This window comes from Streptomyces sp. NPDC101166 (assembly GCF_044768125.1).
GTDB lineage: Bacteria > Actinomycetota > Actinomycetes > Streptomycetales > Streptomycetaceae > Streptomyces.
On sequence record NZ_JBIWPF010000011.1, the window covers coordinates 14,882 to 31,477 of the forward strand.

Genomic DNA, 16,596 nt, shown 5'->3' on the forward strand with positions numbered 1-16,596 from the left:
CGCAGGGGTGCGGAGAAGCCGACGAGCCACCTGCCCTGAGGCAAGTGGCGGGGGTCGAGGCAGGGAGGCCGGAACGGCGGACCTCCCGCCGTCGGGCACGGGGCCGCAGCCCGGAAGGTGGGGGGGCCCGCCGTGGGGCGAGTGGCGGGAGCCGGGGCCGGGCGGCGCGCAGGGGTGCGGAGAAGCCGACGAGCCACCTGCCCTGAGGCAAGTGGCGGGGGTCGAGGCAGGGAGGCCGGAACGGCGGACCTCCCGCCGTCGGGCACTTGGCGGAAGCCAGGGCCGCAGGCCGGGGAGGTGAGGCGTCCCGCCGTGGGGCGAGTGGCGGGAGCCGGGGACAGGGGGCGCGCGCCGGGGGGCGGAGAGGCCGCCCCGCCGGGGGGCGGCGGGGTTACTCGACCGGTTGGCCTGTCAGGACTTTCAGGGTGTCTCGCATCTGGTCCATGTGGGTCTGGATCTCGTCCCGGCGTTCACCGTGCTGGCGCAGGACGCGTTCTGTCTCCCGTGCGATGCGGTCCTCCCGGAGGTGGGCCTCGGCCACGATCTGGGCGGCACGCGCGCGTGCCTCGTCCTGGCGGCGGCGGGAGGACTCCTCGGCCTCGGCCAGCTCCCGCTGCGCCTCGGCGAGGGCCTCCTCCGCACGGGCCATCGCCCGGGCGTGGTTGGCGTCGAAGGCGCTGACCCGCTCGGCGTCCTCCCGCTCCGCCGCCGCCAGCCGCTCCGCGTACTCCCGCTTCGGCTCGACGAGCAGCCCCGCGGTGCGCTGACGCACGTCCCGCATCCCCGTCAGCGCCTCGCCGCGGAACTCCTTGACCTTGCGCCGCGCGCCGGCCCGGATCCCGTGCGCCTCCGCGCGGGCGGCCAGCAGCCGACGGCGGACGTGCTCCTTGGCCTCCGCGCGGATCGCCTCCGCCTGCTCCTGCGCGGTCCGGCGCACGGCGAGGGCGCGGGCCTCGGCCTCCGCGACCTCCTCCTGCGCCTCCTGCCGCGCCTGCTCGCGCACCTGGGCCGCCTCCTCCTGCACGAGCTGGAAGACGCGTCGCGCACGCTCCCCGAGCGCGTCGTACGCCTGCGGCGCGAGCCCCTTCACGGCCTCCCGCAGCCGCTCGGACTCCGCCAGCATCTCCTGCGCGAGCCCGGTGAGCCGCGTGACCCGCCCCCAGGCGGCGTCGCGTTCGGCGGAGAGCGCGGCGGTGAACGCGTCGACCTCTTTGGGCCGGTAGCCGCGCCCGCGAACGGTCACGAACCCCGGCGGCGACACCTGTGCGCTGTGCGCGCTGCTCATTTGTAGCCCCTCTCCACCAGACGGACTTCGAAAAAATGATTTCGCGCATATCTTGATGTATCGGCCTTAAGTGTTCATAACGCGACACTCCGGGCACAGGTGGCGGTCGACACCGAACGATCCGGAACGCGAACGCAGAAGGGCCGGACCGGTCGTACGACCGGTCCGGCCCTCGGCGCCCACCGCGTCAGCGGCGCGCACGCCTCACAACAGCCCGTCCCACATCTGCTCCAGCAGCACCGACCACCAGCTGTCCGCCGACCCGAGCGCCGCCGGGTCGAGCGAGGCCAGCTGGGCCTGGAAGTCGACGGTCCAGCGGCCCGCCTGCTCCTGGTTCAGCCCGAACCGCAGCCGCCACATCCGCCCGAGCAGCGCGAGGCAGCGCACGAACTCCGGCAGCCCGGTGTTCACGAACTGCGGCGGCACCGGCGCACCGCCCGGCCCCGCCTCCACCGGCACGGCGACGATGTTCGCCGTCCCGTACTGCACACAGACCGCCTTGCCGAAGTCGCTGCCCATCACGAGGTACGACCCCGCGTCCGACGACGGCTGCACCCCCCGCTCGGCCGCCAGCTCCGCCAGCGTCGGCACCGGCCGCCCCGGCTGGGGCTGCGCCCAGAAGAACGGGCCCATGTCCACCGGCAGACCCGCCGTCACCAGCGTGTGCGCCACGACCGGCGGCACCCCCTGCCGGGCCACCGCCGCCTGCTCGAACCGGAACACCCCCGGCCCGAACGCCGCCGCCAGCTCCTGCGCGACCGCCTCCGGGGGGACCGGCGGCGCCGGCTGCACCTGCGGCAACGGCGCACGCACCGGCGCAGGACGCGCGGGACCGTCGGCGACCTGGTGCAACTCACCCTGGTGAGCCAGCAGTTGCCGCATCCCCTGCTGACGGCTCGCGTGATCCGTGCCGTACGAGGCGATGCTCGTGATCCGCGCCTGCGGCCACTGCTCCCGGATCATCCGCGCGCAGTACGCACCCGGCAGCTCACACGACTCCAGCTCCGTGTGCAGCTCCAGCACCTGGTCCGGCGGCACGTTCATCGCGCGCAGCTCGTGGAAGATCTGCCACTCCGGGTGCGGGGTGCCCGGCGCGGACCGGCGGATCAGCTGCCGCTCCGAACCGTCCTGCGCGCGATAGCGCAGCACGGCCTGATAGCCGGGGCCGACCGTCGGCTGCCCCTGCGGATACCCGTACGCCGACGGCTGCCCCGGCGCGGGCCCGGCCGGCGGCGGCATCGCACCGGGCGGCATTCCGCCCGGCGGCATCGGCTGCGGGCCGCCCGGGGCGAAGGACGGCGGAGGCGTGCCGGGAGGACCGGGCGGGGGGCCGGCCGGAGGACCCGCCGGAGGACCCGCCGGAGGACCCGCCGGAGGACCCGCCGGAGGACCTGCGGGAGGACCCGAGAGCACCGTCGCCGCATGGTGGACGGCACCCTGCGCACCACCCGCCGGACCGTGGGCGCCGGGCGAGTTGGCCGGGGGCAACGGGGCCCCGGGAGCACCGGGAGCACCGGGAGCCTGCGGGGGCTGCGGCACACCGCCGCCGGGGCCCTGCCGGCCGGGGTCGGCGAGCATCGTGGCCGCGTGGTGCACCCCGCCCGGAGGCGTACCGCCGGGCGTGCCTCCCCCAGGCGTGCCAGGAGCAGCAGGCGCACCGGGCGACTGCGGCGCGCCCGGCCCCTCGGGCCCCAGCGCGGACACGAGCTGCGTGGGCACATACCCGCCCGCCGGCGCGCCGGGCGCACCCGGACCGGGCGGGGGCGGCGGCGGAGCAGCGCCCGGCCGGGCGCCGGGAACGCCCGGCGCACCCGGCGGAGGCGGCGGCGTCGACCCGCCGCGCGGACGACGCGGCGGCGGGGCCGCCTTGCTGGTCGCGGCGTCTGCGATGTCCCCGGCGTTCGGCGCGAGCGGCCGCGCCGGAGCCGCCGGAGCACTGGGCGGCTGCGGCACACCCGAGCCCTGCGACGCCGCCGGCGGCTGCGGCGCGCCCTGCGCAGGCGGATCGCCGAGCGCCGGCGAGAGGGCCGTCGGCGGAAGCTGACTGCCACCGGCGATCAGCGCCGTCTTGGCGTCCGGCGCGGAGGAGGGCGGCGCCGGCGCATCGTCGTCCGAGCCGCTCAGCGGCGGCGCGAACACCGTCGCGGGCAGCGGGACGGAACGGTCGTCGCCGCCGTCGGCATTGGTGTCCGTGCCCGCCCAGGGCGTCGCCCCCGCCGGCGCGGACGGCGCACCCGGCCCCGCACCCCCGCCCGCGGGCACCCCGGCCTGCGTCTGCGGCAGCGAGGCGTCCGGCGTCACGGCCCCGCCACCGGCGGATGCCGCACCGGCAGAACCCGTAGAGGCCGAGCCCGTCCCAGGCCCGGAACCGGAACCGGTCCCCGCCTCATCACCCTCTCCCCGCCGCCCCGGCATCCCCATCCGGTCCGCCGCCTCCTGCAACCACTCCGGCGGCGACAACAAGAACGACGTCTGATTCAGATCCACCCGCGCCGCGACCGCCGGCTCCGGCTCCGGCTCGCCCTGCGGACGCCCGTACTCCTCCTCGTACCGCCGGATCACCTCGCCCACCGGCAGCGACGGCCACAAGGTGACCTCCCCGCCGTCCCGGGCCAGCACCAGCCGCTGACCGCCCCCGTCCGAACGCGGCCCCTCCGCGCGGTCCTCGGCCCACACCACGAACCCCAGGCCGAACTCCCGCACCCGCACCTCACGATGCTGGTACGCCGGGACGTCCCCGTTGATCCACTCCTCGCCGCGCTCCTGCGCCTGAGCGAACGTCACCATCGCCGGATCACTCCCCCACGCCGACGGACGACACGGACGAACCCGCGGCCGCCGGAACAGCACGCGCGAAACCGCCGTCCACCATCAGATTCGCCACCGTCTCCAACTCCGGCGGCCTGCCCGCCAGCCGGGACACGAACACGTCGAAGTCCTCACCGCACGGCAGCAACAACCGCTCCACCCGCTCCGCCGGCGGCCACGCCGGATCCACGTCCCGCGCGTCGTCGTACGCGCAGAACCACACCGAACCGATCCCCGCGCCCTTCACCTTCACCGCCAGCAGACCGCCCTGCACGAACCCGACGCCCAGGAAGTCCTTCGTCAGATGGTCCCGCAGACACTTGTTGACGTACACGAGATCGTTGACCGCCGCCTCGTCGCGCACCGTGAAGAACGGCTGGTCCACCAGCAGCCCCAACTCCGCGTCCAACGCGGCCCCCACCGGCGCGCAGCCGCCCGCCGCCTTCAGGAACGACCGGTACGCGCCCGGCAGCCGGTAGCCGAGGTCCTCCTCGACCCCCTGCACCTGCGACTCCGTCACCGCCACACCCGACTTCGGCAGACCGAAGTGCGCCGGACGCGTCTCCTGCAACGGCCGCGTCCCCCGCTTCGCGTGGTCCACCGCCGCCGTCGCCACCCCGCCGTGATGCCGCAGCAGCGCCTTCACCTCGACCGGCACCAGCTCCAGCCGCCGCGAGCCCACCACGTGATGCCACGTCCAGCCGTGCGGCGTCGCCACGCTCTCGACCGTGTCCCACAGCTCATGGCCCGACGCCGCCAACGCGGCGTTCGCCGACACGTAGTCCGTCAGCCGCAGCTCATCGACCCCGAAACCCTCCGGCGGATCCGCGATCTCCGCCGCCGCACGCGCATAGGGCGAGAAGTCGGGATAACCGCGCTCGTCCACCCGCACCCCCCTCGGATGGCGCGCCGCCCGGACCGGATCCGGGAAGTGCACGACCTGCCCGGCGTAGGCCGCGTTCGGCGGCGCGGCTTGCTGCCCGAGCCGACCTGTCGTCATGGCGGTTGCCCCCTGCGGCACTCTGTACGAACCGAAGCGACCGGCCCGCTTCCGGCACCGACCACCACGCCCGTATTCGACTGTCTCCAACGGTCTCCGACGCGCGTCAACCGCACGCCAAGCGGTGCCGACAGCCTATGCGGTACGACGACACCGGTCACCGGGCCTCCGCTTCCGTGACCAGCCGTCACCCCACCGTGACGGCACACCCCCAACCGGGCGTGTCGCAACGCCCCAGCTTTCCCAGCAGCCTCGCCATTTGGCACCCTGTGACCTCCGGGGGACGCACGGGAGGGGAAGACCACCATGAACGGCACGCAAACGGGACCGCACGCCGGCCACTCCGGCGACCCCCGCATCGGCTGGAGCCACGCCGACACCCCCCACGTCCCCGCCCTGCTGCACCGCCGCGACGGCATACTCCCCACCATCGCCGCCGCCCTCTCCGTCCGCGGCGAAACCCTCACCTGCACCGCCGCCCGCGGAGACCAGCCACCCGCGCTGCACCCCCTCGTCCAGGACTTCCTCGACACCCTCCCCACCGCCCAGCGCAACCGCTTCACCGGCCGCTGCGCCGAAGCCCTCCTCATCTCCCGCCACATCGCCGCCGTCGACGCCACCCGCAGCAGACGCGCCGCCCGCAAACCGATGACCAACGGCGAAGCCCGCAAAGCCCTCAAGCAGGCCAAACTCACCGCCCGGCGTATTCGCGAGGACGGCGACCCCCTCCACGGCAGCTTCGCCACGCCCTGCCGCGCCTGCACCGCCCTCAGCGACCACTTCGGCGTCTACATCGTCGACCCGGCGGGCAGCGACGGCTGACCCCCTCCACACACACCGCGTCATTCGAAACGCACAGCGAAGCACCACCGCACAACCGCACGATCTCGACGGACGAAGGGCAGATGCACCCCGATCACCGCACCCCCACCACCCGCTTCCCCGTCCCCGTCGACGCCGCCCTGCGCGCCGCCGGCTGGCGCCCCGGACGCTGGGACATCAAGCAAGCCGAACTCTGGGCCGACCGCCTGCGCGACCACACCTCACCCGCCGGCCACCGCCACGCCGTCTTCCCCGCCGCCGTCGAGGCCTGGGCCGAGTTCGGCGGCCTGCGCGTCGCCCCCACCGGCCCCGGCCGCCAGGTCGCCCCCGCCACCGTCGACCTCAACCCCCTGCACGGCCTCCACATGGCCCGCACCCTCGCCGACCTCGGCCGCGCCCTCGACACCGACGTCAGCCCCCTCGGCGCCGAAACCGACCACAACGGACTCATCGCCATCGACGCCGAAGGCCGCGTCTACGCCCTCGACCACACCGGCGACTGGTACCTCGGCCCCGACATCGACCAAGCCCTCAGCGCCCTCGTCTCCGGCATCGAACCCGCCCGCCTCACCGCGGGCTGACCGGCACGCGGCAGCTCACCCCGCCGGAATCACCGCCGACACCCGGAAGCCGCCCGCCTCCGTCGGCCCCGACACGAACACCCCGCCCAGCCCCACCACCCGCTCCCTCATCCCCACCAGACCGTTGCCCCCCGACGGCAGCCGCGCCGACGACGCCGAACCCGCCTCCGGCGGCGGCTCGTTCTCCACCTGCATCGCGATCTCCGCCACCCGGTGCGCCAACCGCACCCGCGCCTTGGCGCCCGCCGCGTGCTTGTGCACGTTCGTCAGCGCCTCCTGCACCACCCGGTAGGCCGTCTGCTCGATCTCCGGCGCATACCCCCGCACCTCGCCCTCCACCGACAGCTCCACCACCATCCCCGCCGCCGCGGACTGCCCCACCAACTCCTCCAACTCCTCCAGACACGGCCCCTCCCCCTCCTCCACGACCCGCGCCACCGCCACCGCCGCGACCGCCTCCACCGCCGGACGCCGCTCCCCCTCACCACCGCTGCGCAGCACGCCGAGCATCTCCCGCAGCTCCATCAACGCCTGCCGCCCCATGTCCCCCACCAGCGCGGCGTTCTTCACCGCCTTCTCCGGATCCTTCCGCGCCACCGCCTGCAACGCCGCCGCGTGCACCACCATCAGACTCACCCGATGCGCGACGACGTCATGCATCTCCCGCGCGATCCGCGTCCGCTCCTCGTTGCGCGCCCACTCCGCCCGCTCCTCCGCCCGCTCCGCGAGCAACTGCAGCTCCCGCTCCAGGTCGTCCGCCCGCTCCCGCAGACTCTCCATCAACCGCCGCCGCGCCCCCACGTACAGGCCGAGCAGCAACGGCGGCGCGGTCAGCCCCAGCGAGATCGCGATCGAGGCGAACGGCACGAACCAGTCACCCAACGTCAGATCGCCCCGCGCGATGTCCTGCCGCACCCGGACGAACGTCACGATCAACGTCCCCACCAGCTGCATCCCGGCGAGCGAACCGATGATCCGCCGCGGCAGCTCCGACGCCGCCAGCGTGTAGAGGCCGACGGTCCCCATCAGGAAGCCCATCTCGGCCGGCGTGATCGCGATCCCCACCAGCACCACGGCGATCGGGTACCTGCGGCGCACCAGGAGCACCGAACCGGCGAGAAACCCGAACACCACCCCCACGCCGACCGGGATCCCCGCCTCCCGCGCGAACGGAACCCCCTCCGCCGCGCACTCCAGCGCGGACGCCACCGCGAGACACCAGTCGAACACCGCACTACGGCGCCTGCCCCACCACCAAGGCCCTCCCCGAGCCGTGGCGGTCTCTTCCCCCGTCGTGGTCATGCCTCCACCCTACGGGCGCAACCCCCGCTTTTCCCGCCCCATTTCCACGCCCGCCCTACAGCACGGCAGGTAACCGAACACCTACAAAACCCGCCGACATCCCTCGAACTGCTGAACCATGCCCGTTCGACTCCGGAACCCGACATTCCAGCCGGACGGTATGCGCATGGCACATTCCCATGGCACGTACGCCGACTTCGAGGGCCTGCGCGAGCAGGCGATCGCCCTGCGGCGGGCGGGGCTCAGCCGACGCCAGATCCGCGACCGGCTGCACGTCCACAACAACGACATCCTCAACCGACTCCTGGAAGGCGAGGCCCCTCCCGACTGGACGAAGCGACCGAACGCGAAGGACGACCTGAGGGACAGGGCGAGGGAGCTGCGGCTGCAGGGCTGGACGTACGACCAGATCCAGGTGGAACTCGGATGCTCCAAGAGCTCGATCTCACTGTGGGTACGGGACCTGCCGAGGCCGGAGCGCCGCGACCCGGCGGAGCAGGCGAGACTGGCCGGTCGAAAGAGGTGGGAGCACGAGCTGGCGATCCGAGACGAGCAGCGGCAAAGGACCAAGGCCGCCGCAGCGGAGCAGATCGGCGAGCTGTCCGACCGCGACTTGTTCATAGCGGGCGTCGCCCTCTACTGGGCCGAAGGCAGTAAGGACAAGCCGTACGCCCGCCGGGAGAACGTCACTTTCGTCAACAGCGACCCGGGCGTGATCCAGCTATACTCGGCGTGGCTCAACCTCCTGGGCGTAGAGCCCGAGCGTCTTGCATACCGCGTGATGATCCACATGACGGCCGACGTAGAGGAAGCCAAGCGCTTCTGGGCGGATCTCGTGGGCATCGAGGTTTCCGCTCTTCAGAAGACCACGATCAAGAAGCACAATCCCGTGACCGTGCGCAAGAACATCGGTGAGAACTACCGAGGTTGCCTGGTGATCCGGGTATCACAGGCGGCCGAACTCTACCGCCAGATCGAAGGCTGGTGGAAGGGAATGGTGGCTCAGGCCCCAGCACGTCTCGGGTATGGTCTGACGCAGCGATCCGCCGTGGGGTAGCGGCATCCCGCAGGCCTTTGGAGCCTTGAGACGCTGGTTCGAATCCAGCCGGCGGAGCTGCAAAGTTCGGGTCCTGGCCGCATAGGTCAGGACCCGTTCTCATGTCCCGGGGAAACCGCCCCGGTATCCTTCGGATGTCCCACCTCTCCACAGCCGAAGGGCAACTCCGTGAGCGCCACTCGCCCGGCAGCCGTCGTCGTTCTCGCAGCGGGTGAGGGCACCCGTATGAAGTCGGCAACTCCCAAGGTCCTGCACGAGATCTGCGGTCGCAGCCTCGTCGGGCATGTGCTGGCCGCCTCGCGGGAGCTGGACCCCGAGAACCTGGTCGTCGTCGTCGGGCACGCGCGCGAGAAGGTCACCGCTCACCTGGGGGAGATCGACCCGGACGTGCGCACCGCGGTCCAGGAGGAGCAGAACGGCACCGGGCACGCCGTGCGGATGGGCCTGGAGCAGCTCGGCGGGACGGTGGACGGCACGGTGGTCGTGGTGTGCGGGGACACCCCGCTGCTGACGGGGGAGACGCTCGCGCGGCTCGCGGCCACGCACGACGCGGACGGCAACGCGGTGACCGTGCTGACGGCGGAGGTGCCGGACGCGACCGGGTACGGCCGGATCGTGCGGGACGCGTCCACGGGCGCGGTGACGGCGATCGTGGAGCACAAGGACGCGACGGAGGAGCAGCGGGCGGTCCGGGAGATCAACTCGGGGGTGTTCGCGTTCGACGGGGCGCTGTTGGCTCAGGCGTTGAAGCAGGTGCGTACGGACAACAGTCAGGGCGAGGAGTACCTGACGGATGTGCTCGGGATTCTGCGGGAGGCGGGGCACCGGGTGGGGGCGTCGGTGGCGGGGGATCACCGTGAGATCGCGGGGATCAACAACCGGGTGCAGCTGTCGCAGGCGCGTCGGATCCTGAACGACCGTCTGCTGGAGCGGGCGATGCTCGGCGGTGTGACCGTGATCGACCCGGCGACGACGTGGGTCGATGTGACCGTCGCGTTCGGGCAGGACGCCGTGGTGCACCCCGGTACGCAGCTTCAGGGGTCCACCCGTGTGGATGAGGGCGCCGAGGTGGGGCCGAACTGCCGGCTGAGGAACACGTCGGTGGGGGCGGGGGCGCGGGTGGACAACACGGTGGCGGACGGCGCGCACATCGGCGCGGACGCGTCGGTGGGTCCGTTCGCCTATCTGCGGCCCGGTACGCGTCTGGGCGCGAAGGGCAAGATCGGCACGTACGTGGAGACGAAGAACGCGTCGATCGGCGAGGGCACGAAGGTGCCGCATCTGTCGTACGTGGGTGACGCGACGATCGGCGAGTATTCGAACATCGGCGCTGCGAGCGTGTTCGTGAACTATGACGGGCAGGACAAGCATCACACCACCGTCGGGTCGCACTGCCGTACGGGTTCGGACAACATGTTTGTGGCACCTGTCACTGTCGGGGACGGCGCGTACACCGCCGCCGGCTCGGTGATCACCAAGGATGTGCCGCCCGGTTCGCTGGCCGTGGCCCGTGGTCAGCAGCGCAATATCGAGGGCTGGGTGGCTCGCAAGCGTCCGGGCAGCGCAGCGGCGAAGGCGGCGGAGGCGGCTTCCCGGCAGGGCGAGGGCCAGGACTGACCGGAAACGAGTGCGTCGAACACGGCGTACCGTGATAAGTGCACACCCGCACCCCCACCAGCTGAGACGGCCCCGTCGCGCCCAGCGGCGCGGTCTGTCGGCATCCAGCTGAGACACCTCTGAGGAGACAGTGCTGTGACCGGGATCAAGACGACCGGCGAGAAGAAGTTGATGTTCTTCTCCGGCCGCGCCCACCCCGAGCTTGCCGAGGAGGTCGCCCACCAGCTGGGTGTCGGGGTCGTCCCGACGAAGGCCTTCGACTTCGCCAACGGCGAGATCTACGTCCGTTACCAGGAGTCGGCGCGTGGTGCGGACTGCTTCCTGATCCAGAGCCACACGGCTCCGATCAACAAGTGGATCATGGAGCAGCTGATCATGATCGACGCGTTGAAGCGCGCGTCGGCGCGTTCGATCACCGTGATCGTGCCGTTCTACGGTTATGCGCGGCAGGACAAGAAGCACCGTGGGCGTGAGCCGATCTCGGCGCGTCTGATCGCGGATCTGATGAAGACGGCGGGCGCGGACCGGATCCTCACGGTGGATCTGCACACCGACCAGATCCAGGGCTTCTTCGACGGTCCGGTGGACCACCTGTTCGCGCTGCCGCTGCTGGCGGACTACGTGGGCAGCAAGGTGGACAGCACCAAGCTGACGGTGGTCTCGCCGGACGCGGGCCGGGTGCGGGTCGCGGACCGCTGGTGCGACCGGCTGGGGGCGCCGCTGGCGATCGTGCACAAGCGGCGCGACAAGGACGTGGCGAACCAGGTCACGGTCCACGAGGTCGTGGGTGAGGTCAAGGGCCGGGTGTGCGTCCTGGTCGACGACATGATCGACACGGGCGGCACGATCTGCGCGGCGGCGGACGCGCTGTTCGCGCACGGTGCGGAGGACGTCATAGTGACGGCGACGCACGGTGTGCTGTCGGGTCCGGCGGCGGACCGGCTGAAGAACTCGAAGGTGAGCGAGTTCGTGTTCACGAACACGCTGCCGACGCCGGGCGAGCTGGAGCTGGACAAGATCACGGTGCTGTCGATCGCGCCGACGATCGCGAGCGCGGTGCGTGAGGTGTTCGAGGACGGCTCGGTGACGAGCCTGTTCGACGAGCAGTAGGCGTCGGACCGCGTTTGGCGGTGATCGATTTCTGTGCGGCCTCTTCCGCCGAGTAGACTTCCATAGTTGCTCGGCGAGGGAGGCCGCACTGCTGTGCGGTTGTCCGTTATCGACGCGCTCTTCGTAGCAGGCCGTTCGTGGCCGGGTGACCCCGTCCGTTCCGCTTACTGCGAGGAGTGATCGTTATGTCCGAGGTGAAGATCGCCGCCGAGTCGCGCACCGAGTTCGGCAAGGGCGCCGCCCGCCGTATCCGTCGTGCCGACAAGGTTCCCGGTGTCCTGTACGGCCACGGCGCCGACCCGCTGCACCTGACGCTGCCGGGTCACGAGCTGCTGCTGGCGCTGCGTACGCCGAACGTCCTGATCTCGCTGGACATCGACGGCAAGACCAACGAGCTGGCGATCCCGAAGGCCGTGCAGCGCGACCCGCTGAAGGGCTTCCTGGAGCACGTCGACCTGCTGCTGGTCAAGCGTGGCGAGAAGGTCACGGTCGAGATCCCGGTGCACGCCGAGGGCGAGCTGGCTGCCGGCGGCAACCTGCTGGAGCACGTCCTGAACGCGCTTCCGGTCGAGGCCGAGGCCACGCACATCCCCGAGTCCGTCACGGTGTCCGTCGAGGGCCTGGAGGCCGGCGCCTCCGTCCACGCCAAGGACATCAAGCTGCCGAGCGGTGTGACGCTGGCCGTCGACGAGGACGCGGTGGTCCTCCAGGTCCTGGCCGCGCAGGCCGAGGAGACCGCCGAGGGCGAGGAGTCCGAGGCCGGCGAAGAGGCCGCCGAGGCCTGATCAGCCGTCCGGCCGCCGACGGCGGTATTGGCTCCAGCCGCCGCTCTCCTCGGAGAGCGGCGGCTGTTCGCGTAGGGAGAGAGTGACGTGACGAGCGACCCGAGCGCCCCGTGGCTGATCGTGGGGTTGGGCAATCCGGGCCCGGAGTACGCGATGAACCGGCACAACGTGGGGTTCATGGTGGCCGATCTGCTGGCCGAGCGGATCGGGGGGAGGTTCAAGCGGGCGGGCAAGGCGCAGGCGCAGGTCGTGGAGGGGCGGATCGGGCCGCCGGGGCCCGGGAGCCGGCGGGTGGTGCTGGCGAAGCCGATGTCGTACATGAACCTGTCGGGCGGTCCGGTGAACGCGCTGCGGGACTTCTACAAGGTGCCGTTGGCGAACGTCGTGGCGGTCCACGACGAGTTGGACATCGACTTCGGTGTGCTGCGTTCGAAGCTGGGCGGCGGGGACAACGGGCACAACGGTCTGAAGTCGATGACGAAGGCGATGGGCGCGGACTACCACCGGGTGCGCTTCGGGATCGGGCGGCCGCCGGGACGGATGCAGGTGGCGGATTTCGTGCTGAAGGACTTCGCCTCGGCGGAGCGCAAGGAGCTGGACTACTTCGTGGACCGTGCGGCGGACGCGGTGGAGTGTCTGGTGATCGACGGTCTGGAGCGGGCGCAGAGTACGTACAACTCCTGATTTGTCCGTCCGTGAAGTCCCTGGTGAGTTGACTGTTCGTGGCGGCATGGCCAAGTATCCCGGCCATGCCTGCCACTGCCGTCTCCTCCCGTAGGCGTCCCACGCACCGGGGTCACCGGGCCTCCTCCCGCCGGGCCGCCGCCTCCCGCAACGCCTCGGCCGCCGCGCTGCGGTTCGGCAGATCGGCGGCGATGGCGGTGGTGTCGGCGCTGATCCTCGTGGCGGGGGTGTGGGGTTCCTGGGGCACCGCGCAGCACGTGATGCTGACGAAGGGGCGGGAGCAGGGCACGGTCGAGGTGACGCGGTGCGGTGAGGAGTCGTGCACGGGCCCGTACACGCCGTTGTCGCCGGGATCGACGCCGCGCCCGCGTGTGGTGATCGAGAAGACGGTGGCGGTGCGGACGGGGCAGACGTACACGGTGGTGATCAAGCCGGCCAGCGACGAGGTGGTGCGCTCGGGTCCGGCGGGGGTGCTGTACTCGTGGGTGCCGATGGGCGGCGCGCTGCTGCTGGCGTCGGTGGTGGTCGCGGGCGGACTTCGGCGGGTCAGGGCCGGCTGGGTGCTGGGGGGCGCGGGGGTGGCGCTGCTGACGGCGGCGTTCCTGGCCGTCTAGGGCGAGCCGCGCTGACAGACGACGAAGGGCGCCTTTCGGGTCGTACGACCGCGAAAGGCGCCCTTCGTCGTGTGCGTGCGGGTCAGCCGGTGTTGCGCAGGCCGGCTGCCACGCCGTTGACGGTGAGGAGCAGGGCGCGGGCGAGGAGGGGGTCGGGTTCCTGGCCGGCGGCAGCGGCGTCGCGCTGGCGCTTGAGGAGCGTGACCTGGAGGTAGGAGATGGGGTCCAGGTAGGCGTCGCGGATGCCGAAGGTCTGCTTGAGGGCGGGGTTGGCGTCCAGCAGCTCACGCTCGCCGGTGATCTTGAGGACTTCGGCGACGGTGAGGGCGTGTTCGGCCTTGATGCGGTCGAAGACGTGCCTGAGCTCGTCGGGGACGAGCGTGTCGACGTAGTGCTGGGCGATCCGCAGGTCGGTCTTGGCGAGGGTCATCTCGACGTTGGAGACGAAGTTGCGGAAGAAGTGCCACTGCTCGTGCATCTCGTCCAGGACGGTGTCGAGACCGGCCTCGCGCAGGGCCTTCAGACCGGAGCCGACACCGAACCAGCCGGGGACGATCTGGCGGGACTGCGTCCAGCCGAAGACCCACGGGATGGCGCGCAGACCGTCGAGCGAGACGCCCGAGCCGGGGCGGCGCGAGGGCCGCGAGCCCAGGTGCAGGTCGGCGAGCTGGTCGACCGGCGTGGAGGCGAGGAAGTACGTCGGCAGGTCGGGGTCCTCGACGAGTGCGCGGTAGGCGGCGTGGGCCGCGTCGGAGACGACGTCCATGGCGGCGTCCCAGCGGGCGAGGGCCTCGTCGGACTGGCGGGGCGCGGTGTGCAGGGCGGAGGCCTGGAGGGTGGCCGCCACGGTCAGTTCCAGGTTCTCCCTGGCGAGGGAGGGGATGAGGTACTTGTCGGAGATGACCTCGCCCTGTTCGGTGACCTTGATCTCGCCCTCCAGGGTGCCCCAGGGCTGGGCGAGGATGGCGTCGTGGGAGGGGCCGCCGCCGCGGCCGACGGTGCCGCCGCGACCGTGGAAGAGGCGCAGCCGTACGCCGTAGCGGTGGGCGACGTCGCGCAGCCGGCGCTGGGCGCGGTGGATCTCCCACTGACTGGTGGTGATGCCGCCGAACTTGGAGGAGTCGGAGTAGCCGAGCATGACCTCCTGGACGTCTCCGCGCAGGGCGACGAGCCTGCGGTAGGAGGGGTCGGAGAGCATGTCCTCCAGGATCGTGTCGGCGGCCTTGAGCTCGTCGGTGGTCTCCAGCAGGGGCACGATGCCGATCTTGGCCCAGCCGGCGTGCAGATCGATCAGGCCGGCCTCGCGGGCGAGGACGGCGGCGGCGAAGACGTCGTCGGCGCCCTGGCACATGGAGATGATGTACGACTCGACGACCTCGGGTCCGAAGACCTCCAGGGCGCGCCTGACGGTGAGGAAGACGCCGAGGGTCTTCTCGCCGGCCGCGTCGACGGGGGCCGGGGTGGGGGCGAGCGGCCTCCTGGACCTGAGCTCCTTGGCGAGGAGCTTGGTGCGGTACTCGCGGGGCATGTCGGTGTAGCGCCAGGACTCCTCGCCGAGGCGGTCGAAGAGCTGGCCGAGGGCGTGGTGGTGGGCGTCGGCGTGTTCGCGGACGTCCATGGTGGCGAGCTGGAGGCCGAAGGCGGCGAGGGTGCGGATGGTGCGGTTCATCCGGCCGTCGGCGAAGAGGGCTCCGCGGTGCTCGCGCAGGGAGGTCTGGATGAGGACGAGGTCGCTCAGGAGCTCGCTGGTGCCGAGGTAGTCGCGGCCGGGCTCGTGCGGGATGTTCCGGGCCAGGCGCTGCTTGGTGTTCTCCAGCTTCTGCCGGATGCATGTGGCCTTGAGCCGGTAGGGCTCCTCGGCGTTGAGGCGCTTGTAGCGGGGGCTGATCTCGGGCAGGCGCTCGAGGTCGGTGCGCAGGGACTCCAGGAGCTCCTCGGTGGCCCCGGTGTACCTGATCGAGTTCGACAGGAAGCCGCGCAGCTCGTCGATCATCTCCAGGGCGTCGTTGATGCCGTGCTCGTGCTGGAGGATGAGGACGTCCCAGGTGACCTGGGGGGTGACGTTGGGGTTGCCGTCGCGGTCGCCGCCGATCCAGGTGCCGAAGGTCAGCGGACGGGTGTCGTCCGGGAGGGTGACGCCCACGCGTTCGAGTTCTGCGGTGAGGTCCTCGAGGACGTCCCCGACGGCGTTCGCGTGGAGTTCGTCGAGGTAGTAGATGGCGTTGCGGGCCTCGTCGGCGGGCTCGGGGCGTACGACGCGCAGCTCGTCCGTCTGCCAGACCAGGTCGATGTTCTCGGCCAGACGGGTGTCGTAGCGGCGGCGGTCCGACTCGATGACCGGGGTCTCCAGCAGCGCGGCGATGCGCCGCAGCTTGTTGAGGACGGACCGGCGCGCGGCCTCGGTGGGGTGGGCGGTGAAGACGGGCCGGACGTTGAGGTTGCGGACGCTCTCGCGGACGTGGTCGGGGTCGGCGTCCTTGAGGCGGTCGGCGGTGCGGGCGAGGAGGCCGCCCTCGGCGGCGCGCCGGGCGCGCAGTTCCCGGCCGCGGTGCACCTGCTCGGTGACGTTGGCGAGGTGGAAGTAGGTGGAGAAGGCGCGGACCAGCTTGGCCGCGGTCTGCAGTTCGGTGCCGCGCAGCAGTTCGGCGGCTGCCTCGCCGTCCTCTCTGGTGAGACGGCGGACCTTCTCGACGAGGTCGAGGAGCTCGGGGCCCTCCTGCCGGACGAGGGTCTCGCCGAGGAGGTCGCCCAGTCGGCGGATGTCGGCGCGCAGCTCGGTGCTGGTGGTCGTCTGGTCGTCGGCACTGCTCACAGGTGCGGCTCCTTGCAGTGTTGAGGCTCTTCCGGGAGGGGAACCCGTCGGGCCGGCCCCACGGCGGCTGGCGCCGCTCACGGGCCGGGCATCGGGGTGGAACACAGAGCGGACCGCGC

At 71.9% G+C, this 16,596-nt stretch carries 13 protein-coding genes and 1 tRNA gene; 9 read left to right on the forward strand and 5 right to left on the reverse strand.

The features are described from left to right. Positions 1-391: 391 nt before the first annotated feature. The 3 genes from ACIRS4_RS20110 to ACIRS4_RS20120 all read right to left on the reverse strand — a co-directional run bounded on the left by ACIRS4_RS20110 (position 392) and on the right by ACIRS4_RS20120 (position 5,093). Entirely contained in the window at positions 392-1,285 is an 894-nt protein-coding gene (locus tag ACIRS4_RS20110) for a cellulose-binding protein (RefSeq protein WP_404197522.1), read from the reverse strand. Between the two features lie 204 nt (positions 1,286-1,489). Beyond that, complete coding sequence (locus ACIRS4_RS20115) at positions 1,490-4,072, reverse strand: SUKH-4 family immunity protein (RefSeq protein WP_404197524.1); 2,583 nt, start codon at positions 4,070-4,072, stop codon at positions 1,490-1,492. Between the two features lie 7 nt (positions 4,073-4,079). Beyond that, positions 4,080-5,093, reverse strand: coding sequence for an SMI1/KNR4 family protein (locus ACIRS4_RS20120; protein ID WP_404197527.1), 1,014 nt, complete (start codon positions 5,091-5,093; stop codon positions 4,080-4,082). 306 nt (positions 5,094-5,399) lie between these two features. Here ACIRS4_RS20120 and ACIRS4_RS20125 point away from each other — a divergent pair, with 306 nt between their 5' ends. Then, a complete protein-coding gene (locus ACIRS4_RS20125; RefSeq protein ID WP_404197530.1) occupies positions 5,400-5,915 on the forward strand; it encodes a YwqJ-related putative deaminase in 516 nt (171 codons plus the stop codon). An 83-nt stretch (positions 5,916-5,998) separates the two neighbouring features. Next, positions 5,999-6,496 carry an SUKH-3 domain-containing protein gene (locus ACIRS4_RS20130; RefSeq protein WP_404197533.1) on the forward strand — a complete coding sequence of 166 codons (498 nt, stop codon included), beginning with the start codon at positions 5,999-6,001 and terminating at the stop codon, positions 6,494-6,496. A 15-nt stretch (positions 6,497-6,511) separates the two neighbouring features. Here ACIRS4_RS20130 and ACIRS4_RS20135 read toward each other — a convergent pair whose 3' ends face one another. Then, entirely contained in the window at positions 6,512-7,798 is a 1,287-nt protein-coding gene (locus ACIRS4_RS20135) for a sensor histidine kinase (RefSeq protein ID WP_404197536.1), read from the reverse strand. Between the two features lie 166 nt (positions 7,799-7,964). Here ACIRS4_RS20135 and ACIRS4_RS20140 point away from each other — a divergent pair, with 166 nt between their 5' ends. The 7 genes from ACIRS4_RS20140 (at position 7,965) to ACIRS4_RS20170 (ending at position 13,665) form a co-directional block, all read left to right on the forward strand. After that, a complete protein-coding gene (locus ACIRS4_RS20140) occupies positions 7,965-8,855 on the forward strand; it encodes a hypothetical protein (RefSeq protein ID WP_404197539.1) in 891 nt (296 codons plus the stop codon). Further along, positions 8,841-8,912: transfer RNA gene (locus ACIRS4_RS20145), tRNA-Gln, on the forward strand. Before ACIRS4_RS20140 ends, ACIRS4_RS20145 begins: the two co-directional genes overlap by 15 nt. A 111-nt stretch (positions 8,913-9,023) precedes the next feature. Beyond that, positions 9,024-10,472 (forward strand): bifunctional UDP-N-acetylglucosamine diphosphorylase/glucosamine-1-phosphate N-acetyltransferase GlmU, encoded by a 1,449-nt coding sequence (glmU, locus tag ACIRS4_RS20150; protein ID WP_404197542.1) that lies wholly within the window; start codon positions 9,024-9,026, stop codon positions 10,470-10,472. Between the two features lie 135 nt (positions 10,473-10,607). Then, the gene (locus ACIRS4_RS20155) at positions 10,608-11,582 is read left to right on the forward strand and encodes a ribose-phosphate diphosphokinase (RefSeq protein ID WP_404197545.1); all 975 of its coding nucleotides are present in this window, start codon (positions 10,608-10,610) and stop codon (positions 11,580-11,582) included. A gap of 185 nt (positions 11,583-11,767) precedes the next feature. Then, entirely contained in the window at positions 11,768-12,367 is a 600-nt protein-coding gene (locus ACIRS4_RS20160; RefSeq protein ID WP_404197547.1) for a 50S ribosomal protein L25/general stress protein Ctc, read from the forward strand. A gap of 87 nt (positions 12,368-12,454) precedes the next feature. Beyond that, a complete protein-coding gene (pth, locus tag ACIRS4_RS20165) occupies positions 12,455-13,051 on the forward strand; it encodes an aminoacyl-tRNA hydrolase (RefSeq protein ID WP_404197550.1) in 597 nt (198 codons plus the stop codon). 65 nt (positions 13,052-13,116) lie between these two features. Continuing rightward, positions 13,117-13,665 carry a hypothetical protein gene (locus ACIRS4_RS20170; protein ID WP_404197553.1) on the forward strand — a complete coding sequence of 183 codons (549 nt, stop codon included), beginning with the start codon at positions 13,117-13,119 and terminating at the stop codon, positions 13,663-13,665. 82 nt (positions 13,666-13,747) lie between these two features. Here the strand turns inward: ACIRS4_RS20170 and ppc are convergent, their stop codons facing one another. Further along, positions 13,748-16,477 carry a phosphoenolpyruvate carboxylase gene (gene ppc, locus ACIRS4_RS20175; RefSeq protein WP_404197556.1) on the reverse strand — a complete coding sequence of 910 codons (2,730 nt, stop codon included), beginning with the start codon at positions 16,475-16,477 and terminating at the stop codon, positions 13,748-13,750. Positions 16,478-16,596: the final 119 nt, after the last annotated feature.

Excerpts from the sequence above, each read along its gene's own strand:
- ACIRS4_RS20110 (WP_404197522.1), bottom strand. The coding sequence starts at position 1,285 with ATGAGCAGCGCGCACAGCGCACAGGTGTCGCCGCCGGGGTTCGTGACC.
- ACIRS4_RS20115 (WP_404197524.1), bottom strand. The coding sequence starts at position 4,072 with ATGGTGACGTTCGCTCAGGCGCAGGAGCGCGGCGAGGAGTGGATCAAC.
- ACIRS4_RS20120 (WP_404197527.1), bottom strand. The coding sequence starts at position 5,093 with ATGACGACAGGTCGGCTCGGGCAGCAAGCCGCGCCGCCGAACGCGGCC.
- ACIRS4_RS20125 (WP_404197530.1), top strand. The coding sequence starts at position 5,400 with ATGAACGGCACGCAAACGGGACCGCACGCCGGCCACTCCGGCGACCCC.
- ACIRS4_RS20130 (WP_404197533.1), top strand. The coding sequence starts at position 5,999 with ATGCACCCCGATCACCGCACCCCCACCACCCGCTTCCCCGTCCCCGTC.
- ACIRS4_RS20135 (WP_404197536.1), bottom strand. The coding sequence starts at position 7,798 with ATGACCACGACGGGGGAAGAGACCGCCACGGCTCGGGGAGGGCCTTGG.
- ACIRS4_RS20140 (WP_404197539.1), top strand. The coding sequence starts at position 7,965 with ATGGCACATTCCCATGGCACGTACGCCGACTTCGAGGGCCTGCGCGAG.
- ACIRS4_RS20160 (WP_404197547.1), top strand. The coding sequence starts at position 11,768 with ATGTCCGAGGTGAAGATCGCCGCCGAGTCGCGCACCGAGTTCGGCAAG.
- ACIRS4_RS20170 (WP_404197553.1), top strand. The coding sequence starts at position 13,117 with ATGCCTGCCACTGCCGTCTCCTCCCGTAGGCGTCCCACGCACCGGGGT.